Origin of the sequence: Corynebacterium sp. MSK008 (assembly GCF_030232585.1) — a bacterium.
GTDB lineage: Bacteria > Actinomycetota > Actinomycetes > Mycobacteriales > Mycobacteriaceae > Corynebacterium.
In genome coordinates this window covers 30,619-56,683 of record NZ_JASPJX010000007.1, presented here as the reverse complement: position 1 = coordinate 56,683, position 26,065 = coordinate 30,619, and the positions used below count along the sequence as shown (strand labels likewise).

At 64.5% G+C, this 26,065-nt stretch carries 22 protein-coding genes and 7 tRNA genes; 7 read left to right on the top strand and 22 right to left on the bottom strand.

Annotated features, from left to right (window positions below):
* Positions 1-14 precede the first annotated feature (14 nt).
* The 20 genes from QP996_RS07175 to QP996_RS07080 all read right to left on the bottom strand — a co-directional run bounded on the left by QP996_RS07175 (position 15) and on the right by QP996_RS07080 (position 21,967).
* On the bottom strand, positions 15-2,156 hold the full coding sequence (locus QP996_RS07175) for a bifunctional metallophosphatase/5'-nucleotidase (RefSeq protein ID WP_284871941.1): 2,142 nt from the start codon (positions 2,154-2,156) through the stop codon (positions 15-17).
* A 185-nt stretch (positions 2,157-2,341) separates the two neighbouring features.
* Complete coding sequence (locus QP996_RS07170) at positions 2,342-4,618, bottom strand: RelA/SpoT family protein (RefSeq protein WP_284871940.1); 2,277 nt, start codon at positions 4,616-4,618, stop codon at positions 2,342-2,344.
* A gap of 47 nt (positions 4,619-4,665) precedes the next feature.
* Positions 4,666-5,241, bottom strand: a complete 576-nt coding sequence (locus QP996_RS07165) for an adenine phosphoribosyltransferase (RefSeq protein ID WP_284871939.1) — start codon at positions 5,239-5,241, stop codon at positions 4,666-4,668.
* Positions 5,242-5,258: 17 nt separating this feature from the next.
* On the bottom strand, positions 5,259-6,881 hold the full coding sequence (locus QP996_RS07160; RefSeq protein WP_284871938.1) for an ABC transporter substrate-binding protein: 1,623 nt from the start codon (positions 6,879-6,881) through the stop codon (positions 5,259-5,261).
* Positions 6,882-6,894: 13 nt separating this feature from the next.
* On the bottom strand, positions 6,895-8,112 hold the full coding sequence (secF, locus tag QP996_RS07155) for a protein translocase subunit SecF (RefSeq protein ID WP_284871937.1): 1,218 nt from the start codon (positions 8,110-8,112) through the stop codon (positions 6,895-6,897).
* Between the two features lie 2 nt (positions 8,113-8,114).
* Positions 8,115-10,040, bottom strand: coding sequence for a protein translocase subunit SecD (gene secD / locus QP996_RS07150; protein ID WP_284871936.1), 1,926 nt, complete (start codon positions 10,038-10,040; stop codon positions 8,115-8,117).
* Positions 10,041-10,196: 156 nt separating this feature from the next.
* Positions 10,197-11,273, bottom strand: coding sequence for a Holliday junction branch migration DNA helicase RuvB (ruvB, locus tag QP996_RS07145; RefSeq protein WP_284871935.1), 1,077 nt, complete (start codon positions 11,271-11,273; stop codon positions 10,197-10,199).
* 12 nt (positions 11,274-11,285) lie between these two features.
* Positions 11,286-11,900, bottom strand: a complete 615-nt coding sequence (ruvA, locus tag QP996_RS07140) for a Holliday junction branch migration protein RuvA (RefSeq protein ID WP_284871934.1) — start codon at positions 11,898-11,900, stop codon at positions 11,286-11,288.
* Positions 11,897-12,430, bottom strand: a complete 534-nt coding sequence (ruvC, locus tag QP996_RS07135; RefSeq protein ID WP_284872038.1) for a crossover junction endodeoxyribonuclease RuvC — start codon at positions 12,428-12,430, stop codon at positions 11,897-11,899. The genes ruvA and ruvC overlap by 4 nt, the downstream gene beginning before the upstream one ends.
* 115 nt (positions 12,431-12,545) lie before the next feature.
* On the bottom strand, positions 12,546-13,298 hold the full coding sequence (locus tag QP996_RS07130; RefSeq protein ID WP_284871933.1) for a YebC/PmpR family DNA-binding transcriptional regulator: 753 nt from the start codon (positions 13,296-13,298) through the stop codon (positions 12,546-12,548).
* 66 nt (positions 13,299-13,364) lie between these two features.
* On the bottom strand, positions 13,365-13,820 hold the full coding sequence (locus tag QP996_RS07125; RefSeq protein WP_284871932.1) for a hypothetical protein: 456 nt from the start codon (positions 13,818-13,820) through the stop codon (positions 13,365-13,367).
* The gene (locus tag QP996_RS07120) at positions 13,817-14,905 is read right to left on the bottom strand and encodes a glycosyltransferase family 4 protein (protein ID WP_284871931.1); all 1,089 of its coding nucleotides are present in this window, start codon (positions 14,903-14,905) and stop codon (positions 13,817-13,819) included. Before QP996_RS07120 ends, QP996_RS07125 begins: the two co-directional genes overlap by 4 nt.
* A gap of 5 nt (positions 14,906-14,910) precedes the next feature.
* Positions 14,911-15,855 (bottom strand): phosphatidylinositol mannoside acyltransferase, encoded by a 945-nt coding sequence (locus tag QP996_RS07115; RefSeq protein ID WP_284871930.1) that lies wholly within the window; start codon positions 15,853-15,855, stop codon positions 14,911-14,913.
* Complete coding sequence (gene pgsA / locus QP996_RS07110; protein ID WP_284871929.1) at positions 15,856-16,491, bottom strand: phosphatidylinositol phosphate synthase; 636 nt, start codon at positions 16,489-16,491, stop codon at positions 15,856-15,858.
* A complete protein-coding gene (locus QP996_RS07105) occupies positions 16,484-17,092 on the bottom strand; it encodes an ATP adenylyltransferase (protein ID WP_284871928.1) in 609 nt (202 codons plus the stop codon). Before QP996_RS07105 ends, pgsA begins: the two co-directional genes overlap by 8 nt.
* Positions 17,076-19,130, bottom strand: coding sequence for a threonine--tRNA ligase (thrS, locus tag QP996_RS07100; RefSeq protein WP_284871927.1), 2,055 nt, complete (start codon positions 19,128-19,130; stop codon positions 17,076-17,078). The genes QP996_RS07105 and thrS overlap by 17 nt, the downstream gene beginning before the upstream one ends.
* A 109-nt stretch (positions 19,131-19,239) precedes the next feature.
* Positions 19,240-20,457 carry a Dyp-type peroxidase gene (locus QP996_RS07095; protein ID WP_284871926.1) on the bottom strand — a complete coding sequence of 406 codons (1,218 nt, stop codon included), beginning with the start codon at positions 20,455-20,457 and terminating at the stop codon, positions 19,240-19,242.
* Positions 20,458-20,469: 12 nt separating this feature from the next.
* Complete coding sequence (locus tag QP996_RS07090) at positions 20,470-21,054, bottom strand: copper chaperone PCu(A)C (protein ID WP_284871925.1); 585 nt, start codon at positions 21,052-21,054, stop codon at positions 20,470-20,472.
* 10 nt (positions 21,055-21,064) lie between these two features.
* Entirely contained in the window at positions 21,065-21,538 is a 474-nt protein-coding gene (locus QP996_RS07085; RefSeq protein WP_284871924.1) for a copper resistance CopC family protein, read from the bottom strand.
* A gap of 357 nt (positions 21,539-21,895) precedes the next feature.
* Positions 21,896-21,967: transfer RNA gene (locus QP996_RS07080), tRNA-Val, on the bottom strand.
* Positions 21,968-22,202: 235 nt separating this feature from the next.
* On the opposite strand from QP996_RS07080, the gene QP996_RS07075 reads away from it, so the two are divergent.
* The 6 genes from QP996_RS07075 to QP996_RS07050 all read left to right on the top strand — a co-directional run bounded on the left by QP996_RS07075 (position 22,203) and on the right by QP996_RS07050 (position 22,796).
* Positions 22,203-22,278, top strand: a tRNA-Gly gene (locus QP996_RS07075).
* A gap of 19 nt (positions 22,279-22,297) precedes the next feature.
* Positions 22,298-22,369 (top strand) — tRNA-Val (locus QP996_RS07070).
* A 35-nt stretch (positions 22,370-22,404) separates the two neighbouring features.
* Positions 22,405-22,480: transfer RNA gene (locus QP996_RS07065), tRNA-Gly, on the top strand.
* A gap of 44 nt (positions 22,481-22,524) precedes the next feature.
* Positions 22,525-22,598, top strand: a tRNA-Cys gene (locus tag QP996_RS07060).
* A gap of 15 nt (positions 22,599-22,613) precedes the next feature.
* Positions 22,614-22,685: transfer RNA gene (locus QP996_RS07055), tRNA-Val, on the top strand.
* Positions 22,686-22,720: 35 nt separating this feature from the next.
* Positions 22,721-22,796 (top strand) — tRNA-Gly (locus tag QP996_RS07050).
* Between the two features lie 41 nt (positions 22,797-22,837).
* On the opposite strand, the gene QP996_RS07045 is transcribed toward QP996_RS07050, so the two are convergent.
* Both QP996_RS07045 and QP996_RS07040 read right to left on the bottom strand, forming a co-directional pair.
* Entirely contained in the window at positions 22,838-23,812 is a 975-nt protein-coding gene (locus QP996_RS07045) for an asparagine synthase C-terminal domain-containing protein (RefSeq protein ID WP_284871923.1), read from the bottom strand.
* A gap of 2 nt (positions 23,813-23,814) precedes the next feature.
* Positions 23,815-25,275, bottom strand: coding sequence for a hypothetical protein (locus QP996_RS07040; protein ID WP_284871922.1), 1,461 nt, complete (start codon positions 25,273-25,275; stop codon positions 23,815-23,817).
* Positions 25,276-25,308: 33 nt separating this feature from the next.
* On the opposite strand from QP996_RS07040, the gene QP996_RS07035 reads away from it, so the two are divergent.
* On the top strand, positions 25,309-26,052 hold the full coding sequence (locus QP996_RS07035; protein ID WP_284871921.1) for a pyrimidine reductase family protein: 744 nt from the start codon (positions 25,309-25,311) through the stop codon (positions 26,050-26,052).
* The last annotated feature ends 13 nt before the right edge of the window (positions 26,053-26,065 follow it).

The following is a 26,065-nucleotide window of genomic DNA, read 5'->3' as shown; positions in this document are numbered from 1 at the left end:
GGATCGTGCCCGTCCTACTTGTTGTTGTTCAGCAGCGCGATCGGGCCGAGCACGGAGTCGATCGGGAATGCCAGTGCCAGCGGGAGCAGCAGCGCCAGGACAGCGGCGATCACACCGAGGATGACACCGATCGGAGCATCAGAGGAGCCGTTCTCCTTTGCCGGCTTGTCCTTGCCGTTGTCCTCAGCCGGCTTGTCGGCCTGAGCGACGGTCACCGGCAGGGACACCTTGGTGCCTGCGTCGGTGGTAATCTCCAGGGTCTGCTCGCCAGAAACGCCAGCCGGGATCTCCAGCTCGACCTTTGCGCGGCCCTGCTCGCCGAAGCCGTTGTCAGCATCCGTGACAGCATTGTCAACGTTGGCGGTAGCCGTTGCCTCGGCCACCTTCGCGGTGACGGTCTCAGCCTGCGCCTCGCCCTCGGAGGAGTAGCTCAGGGATGTCAGCTCGATGATGTTCTTCTGGCCGGCCTTCAGGCCGCCCTCCGGGAGCACCACGCCGACGTCCTTTTGGCCGGCGCGGACGGTAGCGTCGCCAGTCTGCAGGTAGTCCACGAAGGCCTGCAGATCGTTGTAGCCCACATCGTTGCGGTTGTGGACCTCGTCGGCGTTGATCAGTGCGTCGCCGCCGTCGAGCAGGAAGGTCGAAGCCGCGACGGTGTAGTCCTTCTCCGGATCCACCGACTCGCCGTTGATCTGGATGTCCAGGATGCGGTTACCGCGCTCAGCGTTCGGGTTGTAGGTGTAGGACACGTTGTCGGACAGGCCCATGTCTAGGCGCGGGCGACCGGACTTCTCAGTGGCCTCCGGGGTCTGCCACTGGTTCTCCAGGGCTTCCTTGATAGCGGCGCCGGACAGGGTTGCAACGGCGATGTTATTGCCGAACGGCTGGACATTGGCAGCCTGCTCGTAGGTCACGTCGCCCTTGGAGAGGTCAGCGCGGACGCCACCGGCGTTCATGACGCCGAAGTCGATCTCAGTATCGAGGAAAGCGGACAGCGCAGCGACGGCGGACTGTGCCAGCATGTTGTTCGCGGTGGACTCGGTGCCACGGTTCGAGCCCGGCTTGTCCTCCGGGTTGGAGCCACGCTTGAAGTCGGCGGCGATGTTGGCGACGACCCTCTGGCCGAGGTCCTTGGCAATCTTGTCGGCCTCCTCGACGATCTTCTCAACCTCCGGGTCCGGGGTAATGCCGAGCTCCTCGAGGTGGGTGGCGTCGATCTGGCGACCGTCGACGTCGACGATCTCCTTCGTCGCGGTGTCGTACGTGATGGCGATGTCGGTGACGACCTTGCCGTACTCGTGGGACTGCGCATAGGGGACCTTGCCGTCGCGATCGAGCTCGAGGCGCTTGATGTGGTCGTCGCCGCCGAAGATGAAGTCGACGTACTCAGGGTTGAGCTTCGGCGCGCTTGTGTGGGCCGGGTCGTGGATGAGCGCGATGACCAGGTCGGCCTTGCCGGACTCCTTAATCTTCTTCGCCTCGACGTTGACCTGCTCGGCGGAATCGGTGAACTCGACACCTGCAACGTTGGCCGGGCTGGACTTTTCCGGGGTGAGGTTGGAGGTCGTGCCGACCAGCGCAACCTTCACGCCGTCTTTCTCCACGATGGTGTACGGATCCACGGCCTGCTTGCCGTCGACGAAGATGTTGGCGCCGAGCTGCTTGTCGTTGGTGCCCGGGACGATGCGGTCGATCAGGTCCTTGTAGCCCTTGTCGAACTCGTGGTTGCCCACGGCAGAACCATCGGTGCCGATGGCGTTGATGAAGTCCATCGTGTACTTGTCGTCGGAGATGAACGAGATGAAGGCGGATCCACCCTGGTTGTCACCCGAGGTGGTGACGATGGTGTTCGGGTTCTGCTCACGCAGGTAGTTCATGATGCCCGCGACATTGGCGGCACCCATCTCGTCGCCGGCCTTCGGGGTGATTTCCTTGACTTCCTTGCCATTCTCGTCGAGGACCGGGTTGCCTGCGGCGTCCTTCACCGTGGTCGTGGACGGGTTGTACTTCAGGCGACCGTGGAAGTCGGTGATGTTGGCGACGTTGATGGTGACCTGGTCAGCCTCAGCGGCTGCGGCGAACGGTGCTGCGGTGAGCACCACAGCGGTCGTGGTGGTTGCGGCGATCAGGGCGCCAGCGCGACGGAAATCAAACACGGGGGACTCCTCAAATATGCGGGGTAGTGTCCCTCCCTTGTATCCCGAATTCCACATCCTCGCAGAGCAACTCCGCGGTGCACAAACTATTTTGCTGCGGAAATAACCTTCCGTGCACCAACATTTCATCTGCCGGAAACCTGGGCGCCGGCTAAGAGGAGGGCGTGGGCAACCTTTGGTCGTCGTTAAGCAGTCACGCGATAGACATCGAAGATGCCCTCAATGTTGCGGATCTGGTTCATGATGGAACCGAGCTGCTTGATGTCGGAGACCTCGATGGTCAAACGGATCGTGGCGATGCGGTCGTCGCCCGCCTGGGACGACATGGCCAGAATGGGCAGCTTCGCCTCCGAGAGCACCCCGGTGGTTTCCGTGAGCAGGCCGTTGCGGTCCAGCGCCTCCAGCTGGATGGTGGCTCGCGACGCGCTCTTGTGCGAGCGTTGGTTCGCCCATTCGACGTCCACCAGGCGCTCCGGCTCGTCCTTGAGCTTGTTGGCGTTCGTGCAATCCGTGCGGTGCACCGACACTCCCCCGCCGCGGGTGACAAAACCGAAGATCGCGTCGCCGGGCACAGGCTGGCAACACTTGGCCAGCTTCGCCATCACATCCGGGCTGCCCTCCACCAGGATCGCGGGACCATCGCCGCTGGCCTGCGGACGCACCAGCGCCGACATCGGCGTGCGCGCGGTGAGCGCATCGACGGCATCGTCGTCGCCGCCGAACATGTCCATGAGCAGGTGCGCGACGTGCTGGGAGGAAACGTTGCCGGCACCGATAGCGGTGTACAGCGCGTCCACGTCCTGGTAGTGCAGCCGCGTTGCCACCTGGCGCATGGACTCGTTGGTGAACAGGCGGTGCATGGGCAGCCCGCCGCGTTGCACCTCTGCGGCGAGCGCGTCGCGGCCGGCCTCGAGCTGTTCTTCGCGGCGCTCCTTGGCAAACCACTGGCGGATCTTCGCCTTCGCGCGCGGGGAGACAACAAAGTCCTGCCAATCGCGCGACGGGCCCGCGTTCTGGTCCTTGGAGGTGAAAATCTCCACCCGGTCGCCGGACTTGAGCTCGGTTTCCAGCGTGACCAGCTTGCCGTTGACTTTGGCGCCGATGCAGCGGTGGCCGACCTCGGTGTGCACCGCGTACGCGAAGTCCACCGGGGTGGACCCCGCAGGCAGGTCCACCACGTCGCCCTTCGGGGTGAAGGCGAAGATCTGCTGGCTGGTCAGGTCGTAGCGCAGAGAATCCAGGAACTCGTTCGGGTCCGCGGCCTCCTTCTGCCAATCCAGCAGCTGGCGCATCCACGCCATCTGGTCCACCTCGGACTGGTCGCCCTTGTGCGAGCCTTTCGTCTCCTTGTAACGCCAGTGCGCCGCAACGCCGAACTCAGCGTTGTAGTGCATCTCGTGGGTGCGCACCTGCACCTCGAGCGGGCGGCCCGTCTGCGTCATCACAGTCGTGTGCAGCGACTGGTACACACCGAAACGCGGGTTGGAGATGTAGTCCTTGAACCGGCCCGGCATCACGGAATACAGGGAGTGGACCACGCCAATGGCCGCGTAGCAGTCGTTGACGGTGTCCACCAGCACGCGCATGCCCACCAGATCGAAGATTTCGTTGAAGTCGTGGCCCCGCACGGACATCTTCTGGTAAATGGACCAGTAGTGCTTCGGGCGGCCCATCACCTCAGCTGTGATGCCGTTGGAGGCGAGCTCGCGCTGCAGCACCTCGGTGATCTCCCGCAGCGCCCTGTCCCGCGACGGCGCGTGGTCCGCAACCATGCGCACGATCTCCTCGTACTTCTTCGGCTGCAGGATGGCGAAGGCGAGGTCTTCCAGTTCCCACTTCACGCTCGCCATGCCCAAGCGGTGCGCCAGCGGGGCGATGACGTCAAGTGTCTCCTGCGCCTTCTTCGCCTGCTTCTCCGGCGGCAAAAAGCGCATCGTGCGCATGTTGTGCAGGCGGTCCGCCACCTTGATCACCAGCACGCGCGGATCTTCCGCCATGGCCACGATCATCTTGCGGATCGTCTCCGCCTCCGCGGCTGCTCCGAGGGCAACCTTGTCCAGCTTGGTCACGCCATTGACCAGCTTGGCTACCTCGGGCCCGAAATCGCTGGTGAGGTCGTCCAACGAGTAATCGGTGTCCTCCACCGTGTCGTGCAACAGCGCCGCCACCAGCGTGGTGGTGTCCATGCCAATTTCGGCACAGATGGTCGCCACCGCCAGCGGGTGGGTGATGTACGGATCGCCCGACTTGCGGAACACGCCCTCGTGCAGGCGCTCCGCGGTGGAGTAGGCGCGGTCGAGTAGCTCCGCGTCTGCCTTCGGGTGGAACTTGCGGTGAAGCGACAGCAACGGGTCCAGCACTGGGTTTGTCTTGGAGCGGCTGTTGCCTGTCAACGAGCGCGCTAGCCGGGCAGACATGCTGCGCACGGAGGGGCCTGTCCTCTTCACCGGCTTGTCAGTCATTCCCAGCCTCCGATTCCAGAACTTCTCCAGCGACTAAAGACGTAATACTACGCCTTATCGGGGTGCTCTTCGCCGAGGACCACCAGCGGAGCGTCGCCAAGCTTGCCGCGCCCGCCGAGGCCCGGCACCTCAAGCACAACCACATACCCCGCGACGGTACCGCCGGCGCGCTCGATCAGATCGCGGGCGGCGACGAGAGTGCCGCCGGTGGCAAGCACGTCGTCCACAAGCACGATGCTCTTGCCGGAGATGTCCATGCCGTCCGCCGGAATCTCAAGCGCAGCGGAGCTGTACTCGGTGGTGTACTCTTGCGTGATCACCGGCGGCGGCAGCTTGCCCTTCTTGCGGATGGCCAAGATACCGGTGCCGAGCTCATACGCCACTGCCGAACCGAGCAGGAAACCGCGCGCGTCCAAACCGCCGACAAGGTCGGCGCCGAGCTTGCGGCTGGCGGTCGCCATTTCCGCGATGACGATGTTCAGCGCCGCCGGGTCCGCGAGCACCGGTGTGAGGTCTTCGAACAGGACGCCCTCTTCCGGGAAGTCTTGCACTTGGCGGATCTTGTCCTTCAGGGCGTCACCGGCGGTGGCGTAGCGGTTGCCGTCGATAGGTGTGGGGGCCATTGGTTTGGATTCTCCTCTTACTTTTCGGCCGGGGTTGTCTCTGCGTTCAGCTGCCACCGGTCCATGTTCCAGCCAATGCCGGCAAGACCTGTGTACGGCACCACGTTACGCACTGCGCCGTCGACGGCGAAGGTGCGGGGCTGCGCGGCCAGCGGAATGGACGGCAGCTGCTTCCACAGATGCCCTTCCTGCGCGCGAAGGGCTCCGAGTTCCTGGGCGCGGTTGTTGGCGGACGGGAACTCCCGCATCGGGTCGGTGGCATGGAGGATGACGTCGGCCGCGCCCTCGGTCCAGGTCTCGTTGCCCCATTCGTCGTACTCGGCCCGAGGCAGGTCCGCGAGGGTTTTTCCGCCCTCTGTCACGTCCGTGACGGTGATGCCGGCGGGCTCGCACGTGCGGCGGATGGATTCCACCATGGCGGCAAACCGCGCGTCCGGGTACGGGTAACCGATCCGGATCTCGGTGCCGGAAAGCGCGGAAGCTCCCTCAATGTCCACCTCGAGGTTCGGTGCCGCAACGTCCTTGACACGGCCCGCCAACGGGTCCGCGTGTTGCAGCACGTGCAGCGGCGCAACCGGCACCTCGATGCCAGCGACGTCGCTGGAAGCCTTCGCGACGGCACGCGGGTCCACGCACTTGGCAAACGCTTGTCGGTTCTCGTGAATCGCCCACGTCCCGACCTCCGGGAACGTTAACGCCTCCGTGAGCTCACCAATTTGCGTATCTACGTTGAGGCGGTTGCCCTCGGCGTCGACGTCGTGCCAAGCCGGAGACGTCTCTCGCAGGTCGCCGATGCGCAACGCTTCGTCCCCGGACAGCTCGCCGGAATCGGCGGAGCCGGGCCAGACCACCATCTCCGGGGTTTGCGGCGCGTCGCCGTAGTAGTGTTCGTTGGCCACCAGCGTCACTTCACCGCGCTGCCCCACCTCCGCGATCTGGAACGGGCCGAAAGACACCTGCAGTTCAGGATCGAACTCGGCAAGGCTAAATCCGTGGCGCCACACATCGCCGATTGGCTTGAGGCGGGAGAAATCGTTGGACTGCAGATCGCTGTCGAGCTCTTCGATGCTCTTGTCCAGCTTGGCAGCAACGGCATGGGCCGGCAGGACGGTTCCGGCGTCAAACAGTCCGCGCCAGCGGGCCCCCCGGCCTTCCTTGAAGGTGAGCGTGAATTCCTTGGACCCGGGGGTGCAGGACAGCTCCTCCGTGTCGTCAAACAGGGGCATGTGGGATCCGAACATGCCCGGGTAGTGCCCCGCGGTGAAGGTGAGCAGGAAGTCGGAGCAGGTCACCGGTGTGCCGTCGGAAAACACCGCGGCGTCGGAAAGTGTGTAGATCACCTTGCGTTGGTCCCCCGGCAGCACCTGCGTGGTCACCAAATCCGTGTTCGGAATCATCTGCCCGCTCGGTCCCGGCACATACACGCCCGGATACAGGCGCACGGAGAGCAGCTCGGCCAAATCCGTTGCGCCGTCCAGCGTGCCAGCGTTTGTGGTGCGCAGCTCGCCGAGCACCTGGTAGCCGAACAGCTTCTTCGACTGGTCTTCCTCGTAATCGCCTGCGCCACACGCGGAAAGTGCGATACAGCTGAGCGCCGCTGCAGCGACTGTGGCTACTACGCGGGTGAAACGTCCTGCCATGGTTTGCCGCCGTCTACCTACCCGGACGCCAGGTCGATGAACCGGTTGCCCCGGAGACACCGTTGGCCGCATCGCCCGACGCCTCGGCGCGGCGCACCGGAGCGGCAACCTGGCGCTTTTCCTGGACAACCTCTTCGGCCGCCTCGTCTTCAAGCTCGCCAGTGCCACGGGCACGGTAGCGCTCCACGGCGGCGTTGTGGTCCTTGTACTTCTTTTTGCGGTTGACCAGGCTCACCAGCAGCGGGGTCGCCAAAAACAGTGAGGAGAAGATGCCCTCGACCACACCGATGAGCTGGATCAGGGCGAGATCCTTCAGGGTGCCCACGCCAAGCATCCACACGGCCACGACCATCAGCGCCACAATAGGTAGCGCGGAAATGACGGAGGTGGAAATGGAACGCATCACCGTCTGGTTCACCGCCAGGTTCGCCTCTTCGGCGTACGTGGAACGGCGCGAATCCAGCACGCCCGAGGTGTTTTCGCGCACCTTGTCAAACACGATCACCGTGTCGTAGAGGGAGAAGGTCAGCACGGTGAGCAGACCGATGATCATCGCCGGGGTGATCTCGAGCCCGAACAGTGCGTAGATGCCGGCAATCAGCACGGCGTCCACAATGAGCGCCGCCATCGCGGCGGCAGCCATCTCGCGCTGCAGGCGCACCGCCACGTACACAGCGGCGGCGACGAGGAACACCGCCATCGCCAGCAGCATGCGGTTAGTGATGGTGGAGCCCCAGGACTCGGAAACCGTGGAGTCGCCGATTGCGTCGGCGCTGGGCTCACCGGTGTGGTCTTCAATCTGGTATTCGTCGAAGATTGCCTGGCGCGCGGCGTCGATCTGCTCCTGCGAGAGGTGCCCGGAGTTGATCTCCAGCGTCCGAGTGTCGCCGGAGCCGACAATCTGGGTCAGCTCCGGGGTGACGCCGGTCGCATCGACGAAGGTCTCCTCCACCTCTTCGGCCACGAGCTCGCCGGCAGGCATGGTCATCTTGGTGCCGCCCTCGAAGTCGATGCCCATGTTGAAGCCGCGAAGGAGCATGGCCAGCAAGGAGATCACCACGAGCACAAACGTGATGCCGTACCACAGCTTGCGGCGGCCGACGAAGTCGATGGCGCCGGTGCCGTCGTACAGCGTCTCCGCCGAACGCTTGGCCTTCACAGGGGCGGCGGTCTCGCCTGCGCCCGCTGCCTCAGCGGAGGTGTGTGCCGAAGTTGCCTTAGTGCTCGACATATCTAGTTCTCCTCAATCGTTGCGGCCGGTTGGAGCGTTTGCTTATCGACGTCATCCTGCAGGCCAACCTCTTGCGCCTGCGCTCGACGTTCTTCGGCGGTCCTAAACGCCTTGCCCATGCCGTTGACGGACGGCTTGGACCAGAAGCTGCTGCGCGAGGCGATGATCAGCAGCGGCGCGGTGACCAGGAAGGTGACGACTAGGTCGAAGACGGTGGTCAGGCCCATGGTGAATGCGAAGCCCTTCACGTCGCCGACGGCAAGGAAGTAGATGATTACCGCACCGATCAGGGTGACCATGTTGCCGGTAATGACCGTGTCCTTCGCCCGCTGCCAACCGGACGCGGTGGCGGAGCGGAACGTCTTGCCCTTGCGTACCTCGTCCTTGATGCGCTCGTAAATGACGATGAAGGAGTCGGCCGTGGCACCGATACCGATGACCAAACCGGCGATGCCGGACAGGTCCAGGGAGTAGCCGATCCAGCGGCCCAGCAGCACCAGGGTGCCGTAGACGAGCGCACCGGCGGCGACGAGCGAAGCCAGGGAGATCAGGCCGTAAAGGCGGTAGTAAGCGAAGACGAACAGAGCAACCAGGATCAGGCCGACCAGACCGGCGTACAGGCCGGCCTTCAGAGATGCCTGGCCCAGCGACGGCGGCACGGACAGCGCGGTGCCGCCCGGCTCACCGTTCTCACCGGCAAACGACAGCGGCAGCGCGCCGTAGCGCAGGTTGTTGGCGAGGCTTTCGGCCTCCTCTTGCGTGAAGTTGCCGGTGATGGACGTGGCGGAGCCAACCGGGGTCGGGCCCTGGATCACCGGAGCGGAGATCACCTGGGAGTCGAGGGTGATGGCGATCTGTTTCTGCAACATCTCGCTGGTCAAGCGTGCCCACGTCTCGGAACCGTTGGGCTCGCCGGCCTGGCTGAAAGCGAAGCTGATTTCCATCTGGCTGGACTGCGGGTTGAAGCCGCCGGTGATCGCGCGGTTGGTGTCGATCTGCTCGCCGGTCAAGCGCGGGCCGTCAGCGTCGGTAACGCCGGTGAGCAAGGGAACCTCGTCGAGAAGCAGCGGCTGGCCCGTCGTGGGGTCACAGGAGACCAGGGGCAGGTCGGCCTTGTCGGAGCCGGCCAGCGGGTCCGTTATCTGGCCCATGCAGCGGGCCGACATCAGGGTCAGTGCAGCGAACTGCTCGGTCGGATCGGTGGACTGCCGGGTGCGGCGCAACATGTCCGTCGTCTCCTGGCGGCGCTCCGCAGCCTCGACCGGGCCGTTCGGCTCCGGCAGCGGCTCGGCGCTGACCTGCGGGACGTCCTTGGGCGCCTCCGGTGCTTCCTCTTCCTTCGGGGCGACGTCCTTGCCTTCACCGCTTTCATCCTGCGGGTTCTCGGCGGCCTTTTCAGCTTCCTTCTCCGCAGCCTGCTTACGCGCGGCGATCTGAGTGAGCACCGCCTGGCCCTCCTGCGGGGTGAAGATGCCGTACTTGACCCACTCGTTGGTCATGTCCAAGGTGACCTGGTCAATCTTGGTGCTATCCGCTGCCGGCGGGTCGAGCACCGGGCGGAAGAACAGCTGCGAAGTCTGGCCGATGTTGCGAATCTCGGCCGTGTCGTCGCCGGCAGCCTCAATGACGATGGTGTTTCCGTCCACAACAACGGACGCACCGGAGACACCCATGCCGTTCACGCGGTTTTCGAGGATGTTGCGCGCGTCCTGCAGCTGCTCGTTCGTCGGTTCATCGCCCTGCGGCACAAGGGTGACACGGGTGCCTCCCTGCAGGTCGATGCCGAGCTTCGGCTCGGCGGATTTGTTTCCGGTGAAAAAGACTAGGCCGTAGACGCCGATGACAATGAGGGTGAAAAGCGCGAGCAGCCGAGCGGGCCAGCGCTTCTTTCCCTTCACTTCGCGGGACCGCCGAGTGTTGTTGGACACTGAGCTGACTCCTCTGCTTTCCGAGCTCCAATTTTCCCCTCCACCGGAACCCACAACACCCGGGAAGAGGCATAAGTGAAGGGCGTGCCGGTGGAGACACAACGGAACATGCTACGGCATAGCCCCGCAAAACCAGCAGTCCGGTCCGCGCCAGCCTTAATAGAGCGACATTTGCCCCGGTGCTTCCGGTGGAGCTTGCAGCCCCAGGTGCTCCCACGCCGCGGCGGTGGCCACTCGCCCGCGCCCGGTACGCGACATCAACCCCGCGCGCACGAGGTAAGGCTCGCACACCTCCTCGATGGTGCCGGCTTCCTCACCAACGGCGATGGCGAGTGTGCCCACACCCACCGGGCCCCCGCCGTGGCCTCGGATCAACGCGTCGAGAACTGCCCTGTCCAGGCGGTCCAGTCCCAACTCATCCACGTCGAAAACACTCAGCGCCGAGCGCGCCGCGTCAAGGTTGACGTGGCCGTCGCCGTGCACGTCCGCCCAGTCGCGCACACGCCGAAGTAGGCGGTTGGCAATGCGCGGCGTGCCACGCGAACGCGAGGCGATTTCCACTGCCGCATCGTTGTCGATGCGCACCCCGAGGATGTCCGCCGCGCGGCTAACCACTTGGGTGAGATCCTTAACGTCGTAGAACTCCATCTGGGCGGTGAACCCGAAGCGGTCGCGCAACGGGCCGGTGAGCATGCCCGCGCGCGTGGTCGCGCCCACGAGGGTAAACGGCGGGATTTCCAACGGGATCGAGGTCGCGCCCGGGCCTTTGCCGACGATCACGTCGATGCGGAAATCCTCCATCGCCATGTACAGCATTTCTTCGGCCGGGCGTGCAATGCGGTGGATTTCGTCGATGAAAAGCACATCGCCTTCCATCAGGTTGGACAGCATCGCCGCTAAATCGCCAGCGCGCTCCAGCGCCGGGCCCGACGTCATCCGCAGCGAGGTGCCCAGCTCCTGAGCCACAATCATGGCCATGGTGGTCTTTCCCAGACCGGGCGGGCCAGACAGCAGGATGTGGTCCGGGGTCACCCCTCGGCTGCGAGCGCCCGCGAGCACCAGGTTGAGTTGCTCGCGCACTTTGGGTTGACCGATGAACTCGTTGATCGACTTCGGGCGCAGCGAGCGCTCAATATCGTGCTCGTCCGCCTGCGCGTGGGCGTCTACTGGCGACGGGGGCTTCGCAGCGAACCCCTCCGGCAGCTCGAACTCTGTCTTTTCCACATCCGACACGGAGTACCTCCCCTACTTCTTGCCCAACTGGCTCAGCGCCTGGCGCAGCAGCGCGGACGCGTTTTCCTCCGGCTGCTCCTCCACCAACGCGTCGACCACCGGCCGTGCCGAGCGCTCCTGGAAGCCAAGGCCCACCAGCGCCTCGACCACCTGCTCGGAGACGAGGGAGGAGCCTGTGTTCGCCCCGGTTGTCCCTGCAGCGGTGGGAGCATCGCCCGCCGGAATGAAGGCCTCCACCTTGTCCTTGAGCTCGAGGGCGATGCGCTCGGCCATCTTCTTGCCCACACCGGGGATGGACTGGATCGTCTTCGCGTCCCCGGCGGCGATGTGGGAGGACAGCTCCCCCGGGTCAAACACGGACAACGAGGCGAGCGCCAACTTCGGCCCCAAACCGGACACAGTCTGCAGTTTGTGGAACATCTCGCGGGCGTCCGCGTCGCCAAAGCCGTACAGGGTCACTCCGTCGTCCTTGACAACCATCGACGTCATCACCCGGGCCTGCTCGCCGCGAGTCAAGCGGCCCAGCGTCTGCGGAGTGGCAAGGAAGCGGTAGCCCACGCCGGAGCACTCGATGACCGCATGGTCGAGCCCGATCGTGAGCACTTCGCCGTTGAGTGAATCAATCATTGGTTTGCCGCTTTCTTGGTCAACTGGTTAGTCCGTGCGATCAAAGGTGCGCGCCAGCAGTGGCACACCGCGATAGCCAGCGCGTCGGCCGCATCCGCGGGCTTCGGTGCCTCGGACAGGCCGAGGATGCGCGTGATCATCACCGTCATCTGCTTCTTGTCCGCCCGCCCATTGCCAGAGATGGCCTTTTTCACTTCTGACGGGGTGTACATGTGCACCGGGATGCCTCGCTCCGCCGCAGCCAGCACCATTACGCCCACCGCGTGCGCGGTGTGCATCACGGTAGAGACGTTGCCGCGTTCAAAGATCCGCTCCATGGCGATGACGTCTGGGCGGTAGTCGTCGATCCACTCTCCCACCGCACGCGACAGGCGCAGCAGCCGCTCCGCCAACTCCGACGTCGACGGAGTACGCACGACGCCGACGGCGACGGGGATGATCTGCCGGCCACGGCCCGCCTGCACAACGGAGAGGCCGCAGCGCGTCAAGCCCGGGTCAATGCCCATGACCCGCAGACCTTCCAGCGACATCGCATCCTCCATTCCGTACATGTAACACATATGTTCTACCACAGGAAGCACAACAAACGCCCGCGCCACCATCGGCGGCGCGGGCGTTGCACACAGCGAAAGACCGGTGAAAGGCCTAGTCCTCCAGCTGAGCCACGACCTCGTCGGAGAGGTTCATGTTGGTGTAGACGTTCTGGACGTCGTCGGAATCCTCCAAGGCATCGATGATGCGCATCATCTTCTTCGCGCCCTCAACGTCGAGGTCCACCTCCACGTCCGCGCGGAACTCCTGGCCTGCTTCCTCAATCTCGATACTCTCGCCGGCCAGGGCCTCGCGCACTGCCGGCAGGTCGGTCGGCTTGCAGGTGATCTCGAACTCCTCACCAAGGTCGTTGACTTCCTCGGCGCCGGCGTCGAGCACCGCCATAAGCACGTCGTCCTCGCCGAGCTCGCCCTTCTGGATGGTCACCACACCGGTGCGCTCGAACATGTAACCGACTGATCCAGACTCGCCCAGGTTGCCGCCGTTTTTCGTCATTGCGGTGCGCACCTCGGTGGCCGCGCGGTTACGGTTGTCCGTCAGGCACTCGATGAGCACGGCGACACCGTTGACGCCGTAGCCTTCGTACATCACGGTCTCCCAGTTCGCGCCGCCAGCCTCTTCGCCGGAGCCGCGCTTGCGGGCGCGCTCGATGTTGTCGCCCGGCACCGAGGCCTTCTTGGCCTTGCGGATCATGTCGTCCAGGGTGGGGTTCGCGGCCGGGTCGCCGCCGCCGGTGCGTGCCGCGACCTCGATGTCCTTGATCATCTTCGCCCACAACTTCGACCGCTTCGCGTCGTTTGCGGCCTTCTTGTGCTTCGTGGTTGCCCACTTTGAGTGGCCCGCCATAACGCACCCCTTTTCCTCGGTTGACGTGTAACAGACGGCATTATACGCACCGCTGCGCCGAAGCTTTTACTGGTCGTCCCGCGCGAACTGTGGCAAAGCCGCCGTGCCCCCAAGGCGCAAAAAGCTTACCGACGGCCGAAGGCGCAGCGCACGCGTATCCGCCACAGCGTCGTCATAGAACCGCGTTGCCAACTCAACCCGGATGTCCGCGTCGCTGAGCGGGCCCGGCACCTCCTCGCCCGCGATCCGATCAGCTACCTGCACCGACAGTTGCTCCTCCTGCGCAAGACGCGTGTGTATGTCCTGCGGTGTCATCCTGACGTGCTCCGCGTCCTCCGCCGCTGAACGAAGATCGGGGTAGATAGCCGCGATGACCGCGCAGCGCCGATCCAGCGCCGCCTGCAGCGCGTCGCGCGAACGGTCGAGGCGGATGTGCAGGCGGTTGAGCCGCTGCGCCGTGTTGTAGGCCCACCCGACCAATACCGTGACCACCACCGCTACGGCGATCCACACCGCTGTCATAGCCACCCCTCCACCCCGACCTTCTCCCCGATCGAAACGGCCTCGTACACCGCCAGCACCTGGCGCGCCACCACAGACCAATCAAAGTCTCTTGCCCGCTGCACGCCGTGGGAGGCCAGATTTGTGCGCAGCGGGACATCGTCGATAAGCAACTGCAACTTCCGCGCGAGCGCAGACGCATCGCCGGGGGGAAACAGCACCCCCGCATCCTCACCGCAGACCGCGGCGAACGCCGGGATGTCACTGGCAATCACGGCGCAACCAGCTGCCATCGCCTCCACGAGAATGATCCCGAAGGACTCGCCGCCGAGGTTCGGTGCAACGAAGATGTCCGCGCGTCCGAGAATTTTGGCCTTCTCAGCTTCAGAGATCCTCCCCGTAAACTCCACGCCCTCGACCTCACGGGGCGCGCCGGCCCCGATGACGGTGACGCGGGGCCTCTTCGGCAGCCGATCTATCGCCTGCAGGAACACGTCCAGGCCTTTGCGGGGCTCGTCCAAGCGGCCCAGGAAAACCACTTCTGGCCTTGCCCGGTGCCCCGAAACGCGTCGCGCCGCCGCAAACCTGCCGGTGTCCACGCCGTTGGGGATGATCACGGGGTCGGTGCCCACCTGCTCCGACTGCCAACGCCACGCCTCATCGCTCACTGCGACACCAGCGCGGATCTTCTCCAGGCTCCCGCGCAACGCCGGCAACGCAAGCTTCAGTGCGTAGGAGGATTCCGCCGAGGCGTGGTAGGTGGCCACGATTGGGCCGGTGGCCATGCGCAATGCCGCCATGGAATAGCTCGGCGAATTCGGCTCATGCACGTGCAGGATGTCGAAGTTGCCGCGCTCTATGAACTGCCGCGTTGTGCGGCGCACCTGGGGGCCGAAAGACAGGCGTGCGACCGAGCCGTTGTAGCGCACCGGCACCGCGGCGCCGCCACGGGTGACCCACTCCGGAAGCGTCACAGCGCTGGAGGCCGGACCGAGCACCTCGGTGTGGTGACCCATATCGCGCAATTGCGCAGCAAGGTCAAGCACGTGGGCTTGAACCCCGCCCGGCACGTTGAAGGAATACGGGCACACCAGACCGATCCTCACTCCGGCTACCTCCCCTGTTCGTGCTGCTTTCGCAGCCGCCGTTCCATCTCTCGGCGTCGGCTGGGCTTGGGCGCGTCTTGAGGCCACAGCGGTTGCAACATGTGCCAATCCGCCGGATGGGCAGAGATGTTTTCTGCGAACAGGTCAGCCAGCCGTTGCGCCGTGTCCTCAAGGGTGGTCACCTCCACCGGGGCGGAAATGCTGAAGCCCCAGCCGGGGTTGCGCCGGGTGCCCGTGAACCAGGAGTGCGCGACCAGAAGTGTCGCACCGGTATCCTTCGCCAATTTGGCCGGGCCGACCGGAAACGTCGTTTCCTCGCCGAAGAACGTCACCGGCACCCCGTTGCGTGAGAAGTCCCGCTCCCCCAGCAGGCACACGATGCCGCCGGCGGCAAGCACCTCCTTCAGCCGCTCGAACGGGGGCTGCTCGCCTCCGGTCAGAGGCACCACCTCGAAGCCGAGGGACTCCCGGAACTGCACGAAAGCGTCGAACAGCGCCTCGGGCTTGAGGCGTTCGGCGACAGTGGCGAACCCGCCGTAATTTTCAGCCAGCCATGTCCCGGCCATGTCCCAGTTGCCCGTGTGCGGCAGTGTCAGCACCACCCCGTTGCCCCGCGCCACGGCAGCATCCAAATGTTCTCGGCCCGCCACCCCGGCAGAAAGCGTCGAGTTCAACCCCGGATCTTTTGCCATCCGCGGCAGGCGGAAGGCCTCCAGCCAGTAGCGGGCGTACGAGCGCATGGAGTCTCGCACCAACTCCCGGGTGACGCGCTCCGGCCCCACCACACGTGAGAGGTTGCGCCGCAACATTTCCATGCCCGCGCCGTCGCCGGAAGCACGGTCGGCGGCCCACTCGGCGGCCCGCGCGCTCAGTCGCTCCGGAAGCGCGCCGACGATCTTCCAGCCGGCGATGTAGCCCGCGGCGACGAGCCGCTCCCGCGCGGAGACCATCTACGCCCCCGCAGGCGGCGCAATCTTCGCGTCCGCCCCCTTGTCGCGCCCGGCGTACATCAGGCGCTGCACCACGGTGATCACTGAGCCGACCAGCAGGATCCACAGCGAAACCACCACGGCATTTGGCACGCCGAAGCCCTCAAGTGCAATGCCACCGAGGCCGAGGATCAACCGCTCAGGCCGCTCGATCAGCCCGCCGACGATCGTCAGTCCGCCAGCCTCGCCGCGTGCCTTGATGTAGCTGATCGTCTGCGACAGGACAATGACCGCCAGACACACCGCCACGTTCACGGGAGCCGCGTCCGCGACATAGATCAGCCATATAGCTATCGCCCCGAACAACGCGCCGTCGGTAAGCCTGTCGCAGCTCGCGTCCAGCGTCGCGCCAAACGCGGTGCCCCCGCCGCGCAGCCTGGCCATCGTGCCGTCGACCATGTCGAAGGCGGCGAAGAAGAGGCTGAGTACCGCCGCCCACACCAGGTGTCCGGTGGGGATGAGCACCACCGCGGTGAGCATGGTCAGCGCGGTGCCCACCACGGTTGTCGCGTTCGGCGTCAGGCCGATCTTCAGCAGCCCTTTGGCCACCGGCTCGACCACTACTGCGGCGGGTTTGCGTCCGTGCACGCTAAGCATCGTGTTCACCTGATTCCGCTGCGTAGACTTCGCGCCAGCCGTCGGCAAGCAGCGCCCGCGTTTCCTGCAGCAGTTGCGGCAGCACCTTGGTGCCCCCGATGACGGTCATAAAATTCGCGTCGCCCGCCCAGCGCGGCACCACATGCAGGTGCAGGTGGTCACCCACCGACCCGCCGGAGGCCTTGCCCAAGTTGAGTCCGACGTTGATCGCCTCCGGCTTGGACACGCGTTTGAGCGTTTTCACCGCGCGCTTCGCAAACACCATCAGCTCGTCCGTCTCCGCATCGGTGAGTTCTTCCAGCTCAGCGACCTTGCGGTACGGCACCACCATCAGGTGGCCGGCGTTGTACGGGTACAGGTTGCACACCGCGTACACCGTCTCCCCGCGCGCGACAATCAGACCGTCTTCGTCGCTCATTCGCGGGATTTCCAGGAAAGGATCGCCTTTGCTTCTCGACGATCCTCCGGTCTCCCCCGTCTCTTCTCCCGCCGGCATCTGAGTGATATAGCTGGAGCGGTACGGTGCCCACAGTCGGGCAAGACGGTCTGGGTCGCCTACGCCGGTGTCGACGTAGGTCTCGCCGTTAGTTGCCGGCTGCAACGGTGTCCTCGCTCGGCTGGTCGTTGCGCTTTGCGGTGATCCAGTCGGTGATCAGCCCCACCGCACGCTCGACCGGCACGCCGTTGATCTGACTGCCGTCGAGGAAGCGGAAGCTCACCGCGTTCGCCTCCACGTCCCGCTCGCCGGCGAGCAGCATGAACGGCACCTTGGAAGTGGTGTGGGTGCGGATCTTCTTCTGCATGCGGTCGTCCGAGTGGTCCACCTCGGCACGGATGCCGCGCTCGCGCAGGGCACCGACGACGCCCTCGAGGTGATCCGCGAACGCGTCGGCCACCGGGATGCCCACCACCTGGTGCGCGGCCAGCCAAGCCGGGAACGCACCGGCGTAGTGCTCGAGCAGCACGCCGAAGAAGCGCTCGATGGAGCCGAAGAGTGCACGGTGGATCATCACCGGGCGCTTCTTCGAACCGTCCGAAGAGGTATAGGTCAGGTCGAAGCGCTCGGGCAGGTTGAAATCCAGCTGCACGGTGGACATCTGCCAGGTGCGGCCGATTGCGTCGCGCGCTTGCACGGAGATCTTCGGGCCGTAGAACGCGGCGCCCGCCGGGTCCGGGACGAGCTCCAGGCCGGACTTTTTGGCCACGGACTCCAGAATGTTGGTGGAGCGCTCCCAGATTTCGTCGTCGCCGATGTACTTGTTCGGGTCCTTCGTGGACAGCTCCAGGTAGAAGTCATCCAGTCCGTAGTCCTGCAGCAGGGAGATGATGAACTCCAGCACGCTGGTCAGCTCGTCTTCCAGCTGCTCCTCGGTGCAGTAAATGTGGGCGTCGTCCTGCGTGAAGCCGCGGGCGCGGGTCAGGCCGTGGACCACGCCGGACTTCTCGTAGCGGTAGACGGTGCCGAACTCGAACAGGCGCAGCGGCAGCTCACGGTAGGAACGCCCGCGCGAGTCGAAGATCAGGTTGTGCATCGGGCAGTTCATCGGCTTGGCGTAGTAGTCCACCGGCTGCTTGGTCACATTGCCGCCTTCGTCCACCTCGCCGTCGAGCTTCATCGGCGGGAACATGCCGTCCGCGTACCAGTCCAGGTGGCCCGACTTCTTAAACAGGTCGCCCTTGGTCACGTGCGGGGTGTTGACAAAGGAGTAGCCGGCGGCGACGTGACGCTCGCGCGAGTGCTGCTCCATGGTCATGCGAACGATGCCGCCGTCCGGGTGGAACACCGGCAAGCCCGAGCCAACCTCGTCCGGGAAGGAGAACAGATCCAGCTCGTTGCCCAGGCGGCGGTGGTCGCGCTTTTCCGCCTCCTCGAGCATGGTCATGTACTCTTCGAGCTTTTCCTTGGACTCCCAGGCGGTGCCGTAGACGCGCTGCAGCCCGGCGTTGTTCTGGTCGCCGCGCCAGTAGGCGGCAGACGAGCGGGTCAGCGCGAACGCCGGGATGTACTTGGTGGTCGGCACGTGCGGGCCGCGGCACAGGTCGTGCCACTCCACCTCTCCCGTGCGCGGGTTGACGTTGTCGTAGTGCGTCAGCTCGCCGGCACCGATTTCCGTGGCCTCGTCGGAGTCCGGGTCCACGTTGCCCTTGTCGTTGATCAGTTCGAGCTTGTACGGCTCATCTTTGAGGTCTTCCGCAGCCTCCTCCACGGAGGCGTAAACGCCGCGGACGAATTTCTGGCCCTGCTTAATGATCTTCTTCATACGCTTTTCCAGCGCCTTCAGATCCTCCGGCGTGAACGGCTCCGCAACGTCGAAGTCGTAGTAGAAGCCGTCATCGATTGCCGGGCCGATGCCCAGCTTGGTGCCGGGAAACTCGGCCTGCACGGCTTGGGCGAGCACGTGTGCGCAGGAGTGGCGGATCACGGAGCGGCCGAGCTCAGTGTTTGCCGGCACCGGCATAAACGTCGCGGTGGATTCGGGGACGTGCGAGAGGTCTTTCAGCTCGCCCGCTTCGTCCTGGACGCACACGATGGCGTCCTCCCCCTTGTTCGGCAAGTTCAACTCCCGCATGGCGGCGCCGACGGCGGTGCCGGCGGGAACCTCGAACGGTGCGAACTCGACTGCTGCTTCGGTAGACATATCTGTCGTGCGCTCCTTTGCGCGTCACTGGGCTGCGTCATACCTGGACGCCGCCCATCTTCTACGTTCTCTCCCGACGGCGCAGGTGGCGCGCCGGACGCCAGGGATTCTACCCCCGGGACCCCGAAAGTACTGTTTCGCCCCAGTACGCGTCGCCACTTGCCTCACCACCGGGCTTACGTGTGCCCGGCGGGATCCAGTACACCGCTGACCCGATGTGCGTGGTCCATTCGTTGAGGCGGTCCACCTCCAAAAGCCGTTGCAGCACAGGAGTGAACTGGACATCCGGGTCCTTTTGGTAGGCCAAGAAGACCAGGCCCGCGTCGGACAGCTCGCCGGGCGCCGGCGGCAGCGAGTAGTTGTACGGCCTGCGCAAAAACTTCTGCTCTGGGTGGTCCGCGGGCGGCATGGCGCGCGCCATGTGGGAGTTCTTGTCGATCACGGGCAGCCCGTACTCGTCCAACGCCTCCATGTCCGGCGTATCGAACTCGTCCTCGCCGGTCAGCGGGGCGCCGTCGGAAAGCTTTCGCCCCACCGCCACCTCGCGTGAGGTGCGGTCCAGCCGCTCCCAATCGTCGAGGTCCATCGCGATGCGGCGCACCACAAGCGACGACGAGCCGTCGTCTGCGAACACCTGCTCGGCGTAGTCCTCGTCCGAGCGCGGGTTGACGGTGCCGTCCACCTGGCCGAAGAGGTTGCGCGGCGTCTGCCCTTTGGGGATGGAGCCGAACGCGTTCATGAACCCCTGCTGCAGCCACGCGGTCTCCACGTAATCCATGCCGGCGCGCGTCATGTGGCGCAGCGCCCAGGCGCTCATCACCGGGTCGTCCGAACAAATCTGCAGCACCAGATCGGTCTGGCCCCACTCCGGCTGCAGCTGCTCGCGCGGCATCGCAGGGATGTCGTGCAGCCACGCCGGCTTTTGATCCGGCGCCGCGATATCGAAGATGCGCTCGCCGAATCCGCAGGTGACGGTGAGGTTGGCGGGCCACTGCGTCATCTCCGGCTCCAGGCTGGACAGCGGGTTGCGCCCGGCGGTCAGCTCGCGGGCGTCTTCCGTCCACAGGCGCATCAGCCTGACGACGCCCGCAGCGTCCACCCCGTCCCTGAGGTTGAACCCGGCCAGGTTGAGCGACGCCTGCGTCGGCGTCTGGATGCCAGCCTGGTGGGCACCGTCGAAGGCGACGGACGCCTCCGTCAATGGTTCAGTGTTCGGCTCGGAGTTGCTCGGCTCGTTATCGCACGCCGCCAGCAGCATGCCTGACGACGCCACCCCGGCCACACCAGCCGTCCCCGCCAAAAACCCCCGCCGGCTCACACCCGGCATGATTTTTCCTCCTTAGTGCTTGTGGCCGTCGTGGCCGCCGTGCTCGGCGATATCGCCGTAGCTTTCGTCGCCGGGAAGCATGGTGCGCACGGCAACATCGGGCACGGTTACGGTGCTTCCGCCTTCGAGCAGCAGGGTCAGGTCGATGGTGTCGCCTGCCTCGATGGCCGGCGCGTAGCCCATCACCATGAAGTGATCGCCGCCCGGGGCCAGCTCATGGGTACCACCCGCGGGGATGGTAAAGCCGCCGTCCTTTTGGCGCATCACCCCGTCCACGACTTCGTGGATCTGGTAGCTCGCCTCGCCGAGCGAGGTAGTGAAGCCAACCACCGAAATGTCCTTGTCGGAGTTGTTGTGCAGCGTGCCGAAGATGGCAGTCATATCGCTGCCGTCGGCCGCATCCTTCGCCGCCTTCGCGCGGACGGCGCCCTGCTCCAGCGTCACCGCGTCGTTGCCCAGGTCGTCGGCTGTGGCACCCACCTCCGAGGTGGCCTCGTTGTAGGCCGACTGCTGCTGTGCTGCGTCGTTCGGTTCGTCGGAGCAACCGGCCAGTATCAAAGCTGCAGCTGCAAGGCCGGTAACAATTCGCTTGTTCATTGGTGTTGTCCTACTTGTCCCTATCAGTGTCGGTTTCAGAGATCCGGCGGCTCTTCGCGAGGGCACCAACGCCTGCACCTGCGATAACAAGCACGCCGGCGAGAGCGAGCAGCACCTTCATGGTGGTGCTCATGCCGTCGGCCGCGTCGACGACCGGGTCTTTGCTCGCATCCGCGGTCGTCTCGCCGGACGGGTTGAAGCTGAACGAGGTCATCCCCTTCGTTGAGTGACCGTCGGAGGACACGATCTGGAAACCGACCTTGTAGTCGCCCGGCTGCGCATCCAGGTCTGCCGGCAGGTCGAGGGTGACAAACCGGCCGTCGATCTCGGGCTCGCCGGAGTAGACCACCTCGGACTGGCCGTTGGCATCGCGAGAGAGCGCCACGGTATTGAAGCCGTCCTGGATCTCCCCGGAAAACTCCAGGGTGACCGCTTCAGGGAAATCGCTGACCACGCCCTTGTCCTCCGGGTCCGAGCCAATCACGGAATCGTGAGCGTAAGCCGGAGCTGCCGCAACCAACGCCGCAGTGGCCGCTGCGGCTGCGACCGCTCCACCTCGTGTGAATGTTGCCGGGCTGAGCATGGTGCCTCCTCAAATAAAACCAACGCGCCGACTGGCGCTAAGAGCACTAGTCGTATCCAAACCCACGTTAGTTCCCGTCACACCCGCCCCAAAACTATGAACCGGGCAACGCAGCCTAAACGCCGATATCGGCGTTTACCCCCGGGGCCGAGACGCGAGCTAGGCTTTTCCAAGGGCCGAACCTACAAATGCCGATATCAGCGTTTAGCGGGCAAACGCAAAACGCCCCAGGCCGTTTCCAACCTGGGGCTTTCCCTGTGGTCCTAGCTGGGATCGAACCAGCGACCTTTCCGGTGTGAACGGAACGCTCTTCCACTGAGCCATAGGACCGAACGAGGAATGAGATTACACACCAAAACCGAAAGTACCGAATCGGCTGGTCATCGCGGATAATGGGCGCGTCCGACCGCGCGACGTCGAGAAGTGAATGTGTCGCGGGACAAATTGCACCCATGTGATTCGCGCAAAGCCGCCTCAAAATAGCTGTGACATGGCGATTTGTAACAGCGGGCGGTATGCGGATAAGGTTTGTTCTCGCGTTCAACGCGGACAGCGTGGAACGCATGCGGATGTAGCGCAGTTGGTAGCGCATCACCTTGCCAAGGTGAGGGTCGCGAGTTCGAGTCTCGTCATCCGCTCCAGTTCCTCCAAGGAACGTGGGCGCGATTAGCTCAGCGGTAGAGCACTACCTCGACACGGTAGGGGTCACTGGTTCGATCCCAGTATCGCGCACAGAGGGTTTATCCCCTCGGTAACTGAATAGCAATGCGGATGTAGCGCAGTTGGTAGCGCATCACCTTGCCAAGGTGAGGGTCGCGAGTTCGAGTCTCGTCATCCGCTCCAAGTACTTCGGAGTTTAAAGCCGAATACTTCGGAGGTAACTCCACGGTGGATTGGTCGAGTGGTTAGGCAACGGTCTGCAAAACCGTGTACACGGGTTCGATTCCCGTATCCACCTCCAAGCTGCAATAGCCTTGCGCGATTAGCTCAGCGGTAGAGCACTACCTCGACACGGTAGGGGTCACTGGTTCGATCCCAGTATCGCGCACAGAGGGTTTATCCCCTCGGTAACTGAATAGCAATGCGGATGTAGCGCAGTTGGTAGCGCATCACCTTGCCAAGGTGAGGGTCGCGAGTTCGAGTCTCGTCATCCGCTCCACGCAACAAAAAGGGGCCCGCCTTCCCGGTGGGCCCTTTTTGCTATTCTCTCTCCCCTGCCTCCAGGCGTTGCAGGTACAGCCGGGCGACGGTGAATTCCAGCGGCTCTTCCAACGGCGACGAGTACGTGCGCTGCCCGAAGTCGCGCGCAAGCTGGCGGCGGGCAGCGTCCACAATGGCTCCAACGAGCCCGGAGGAGACCTGCATCGGGTTCTTCGGCGCGAACGCCACCTTCGCCGGGACTCCCCGGTCCACCGCGAGCTTGCGGAAGATGTACTTGTCGTGGCCACTGTCGTCGGGCTGCACCAGCGACGGGTGGATACGCTGGGCCAGCTCAACAGCCGCGTGGGTCTGCCAGATCTGCACGTGCCGCTCGGGATCGTCCATAAGCCGCTCGTAAAAGTCCGGCACAAAACGCTCGCGCTTGAAGTTTTTGGCTACGTTTGCCCGCAGCGTCGCATCCCACGCCTCAACGAGGCTCTCCCCCGCCGCGGGAACCACCGTGTGCCCGCCCATGAACAGCGCGTCGGCCCCGGCTCCGGAAAGCAGTACGCCTTCGGCGCCGTGCTCGTGCGACGCACCGTCGATAGCTTCCAGCACACAACCCGCCGAGATCTCCCACGGTTCCGGGAACTCGAGGGCCCGCACGACCCGCGCGAGAAGCCGCTCGAAGTCTTCGTCGGTGGGGCGAACAATCACGTGCTCGAGACCGCATTGCTTTGCGACGGCTGCCGCCCTGCCCACCTCCGGGTCCTCCGCATGCTGGCTGTAGGTCACGGCCAACGCGCCCGGCGCGACCTCGGCCACGTAGGTGGCCAGCAAGATGGAATCGATGCCGCCGGAGAGTTGGAGCACGGGTCGCCCGGCGCTGCGGACGACGGCGGCGGTGACGCGTGCGCGAAGGTAGTGGTCGATCGCGGCGGCCGCTTCGCCGGCGTCGGCGATGTCGTAGGGCCCCTTCGTCAGTTCCTTATCGTCTGCAACGTATTCGAGCGCTGCCCCAGTGATGTCGTGCATAGCTACGGTGTCCTTTCGCGGTAGCCGTCGTGAAGCTGCGCACCGGTGCGTCGTTGCTCGCCGGAGGCGCTGTCCAAAAATGGTGCCAGCTGATAGTTGGTGTTTCTCATCCGCTCGATGTCGCGCTCAAGCTCGCTGATCCGCTCTTGGAGCACGGCTGTCTTTCGTGGGCGTCGCAGCGAGAACTTCTGGGGTTTCGTGCGGACCTCCTTGGGTCCCTCCCGGCCTTCGCGCACCCGGAATACGGTGTTGCGCACCAAGAGGAAGAAGCCGACCATGATGAGCGCCATCAAACCGATGAGTCCGACGCGCTCGAGGGTGGAGATGCCATCGATGCCCAGCACACTGATGTTGGTGATCAACAACCCCATCAGGGCAGCGAACAGCGACAGCACCTCCACGGATTTCCACACGAGCTGATTCGACTCTGACTCGAGCTGGCGGGACAACGCCTGCACCTTCTCGTCCACGGAAGCTACCTGCCTCTCGACGGCACTGCGGATGGCTGTTTGCACCTGCCACTCGGTGGAGACCAGCATCCGGTAGTTCTTGTACTCCTCGTGGCGGGCAAGCTGTTGCGGGTCCAGTACCCGGATTGCCATGTCCAGAGATTCCACGGCGCGCCGGTAGCAGTAGTTCTGGTCTTCCAGCAGCGTCGGGTCGGCGCTGAGTGTCTGCTCCAATTCGTACGCGTGGGTGGCGGACGGCCCAGTTTCGAAATCCCACTGCGTTGCCGCGGCGATTCTGCGGTAGGCCTCCCCCATCCGGTAGTACGCGTTGCCGTCTTTAGGGTCCGACTTGACCAGAGACTCCGCCAGAATCAGCATCTCTACCCCGTAGAAGCGGAACGGAAACAGCCACAAGCCGTGCAGCAAAAGGTGGCGCAGCTTCACGGGTACACGGTCCAGGTGCCGCGAGAGGTTCGTCGGACTTTCTGGGTCTAGGCCGATGGAGGAAAACAGCTCCGACGGCACGATCCGCTTACCAGCGCTGAGTTGCGCGAACGTGAGGTAGATGCCGTTGAGGTCGTAGGGGCCGACTTGCAGTGGGGCGTCGTCGGCGCGGCTGAGCACTTCAAAAATGCCGTCGTAGTTGAAGTCGAACCGGTACAGCTGCAGCTCAATCAGCGCGGTTGCCAGATACAGCAGGCGCGGTTGTTCCACGCTGCCGTGGCGGCGTACGCGCTTCGGCTCATGCGCGCCGAGCCCTCGCTCCCGGGCCTGCCAACAGACGTCGGTGACCATGTTCAGGAAGGGCTCGAACCAGACCATCTCAGTTGCCGTTTCCGCGGTCGGCGCAAACGCCGCCCGCGCGGCTTCAGCGAGGTTGTCCTTCCACTCGTGCTTGTCCGAGCGGTCGAACAGGAGCGTGTAAAACTCGGTAGTTTCCGAGTCCGCAATCCAGCCCTTCCTGGCAGCGGCGGCTGCCGCGTCGAGGTCAAAACGGTTTCCGGTAGGTTGCACAACATCCCCTTCAACAGACTGGAAGCAAGTGTAATGAACGAGCGGCCTCACACCCTTGATCCGGAACTTCTCATCGGACCGGTGAAGCCTCCCGGACAGCGGGAGACTCGCCTCATGGGCATTGCGGCGCTGACAGGAGCTGCCGCGAGTGACGGCACCTCTTCCGGTTTAGGCAACGACACCGATTTCGCGCTGCTCAACGCTCTGCGCATCTGGTCGGATGCGGTGCTCGTCGGCGCCGAGACCGCACGCAAGGAGAACTACTTCGGGGTGCGCACTACCCAACAGCAGCGCGAGACGCGGCACGCACGCGGGCAAGCTGAAGTGCCGCCGATTGTCGTCATGACCAGGAGCCTGAATTTCGACACTGCAACGCAGCTGTTCACGGACACGCGCACCCCGCCGTTGTTCGCGGTGCCCGAGGACGTCTTGGGCGACAAGGACGTCTTTGCACGCGCGCGAAACATCGAGCAGGCGGGCGGCGTGATCGTGCCAGTGGAGGGCCAACACGTGTCGGCGGTCGTGGCTGCGCTCCACGAGCGCGGGTTGGCCCGCATCGTGTGCGAAGGCGGGCCGAGCTTGAACGCCCAGCTCATCGGCGCAGGCGAAGTGGATGTGTTCCACTACACCGTCAGCCCGCGTGCGGTGCAGCCGTCTGAACTACGCCTGTTCGCTGAAGCGGACACGCCTTCAGACCGCGCCTTCGAGCTTGAGGCCGCGCACGCCACGTGCGACTCGATGCTCTTCCTGCGCTATCGGAGCGTGCGCGACGGCTAGCCGCACCCCGGCA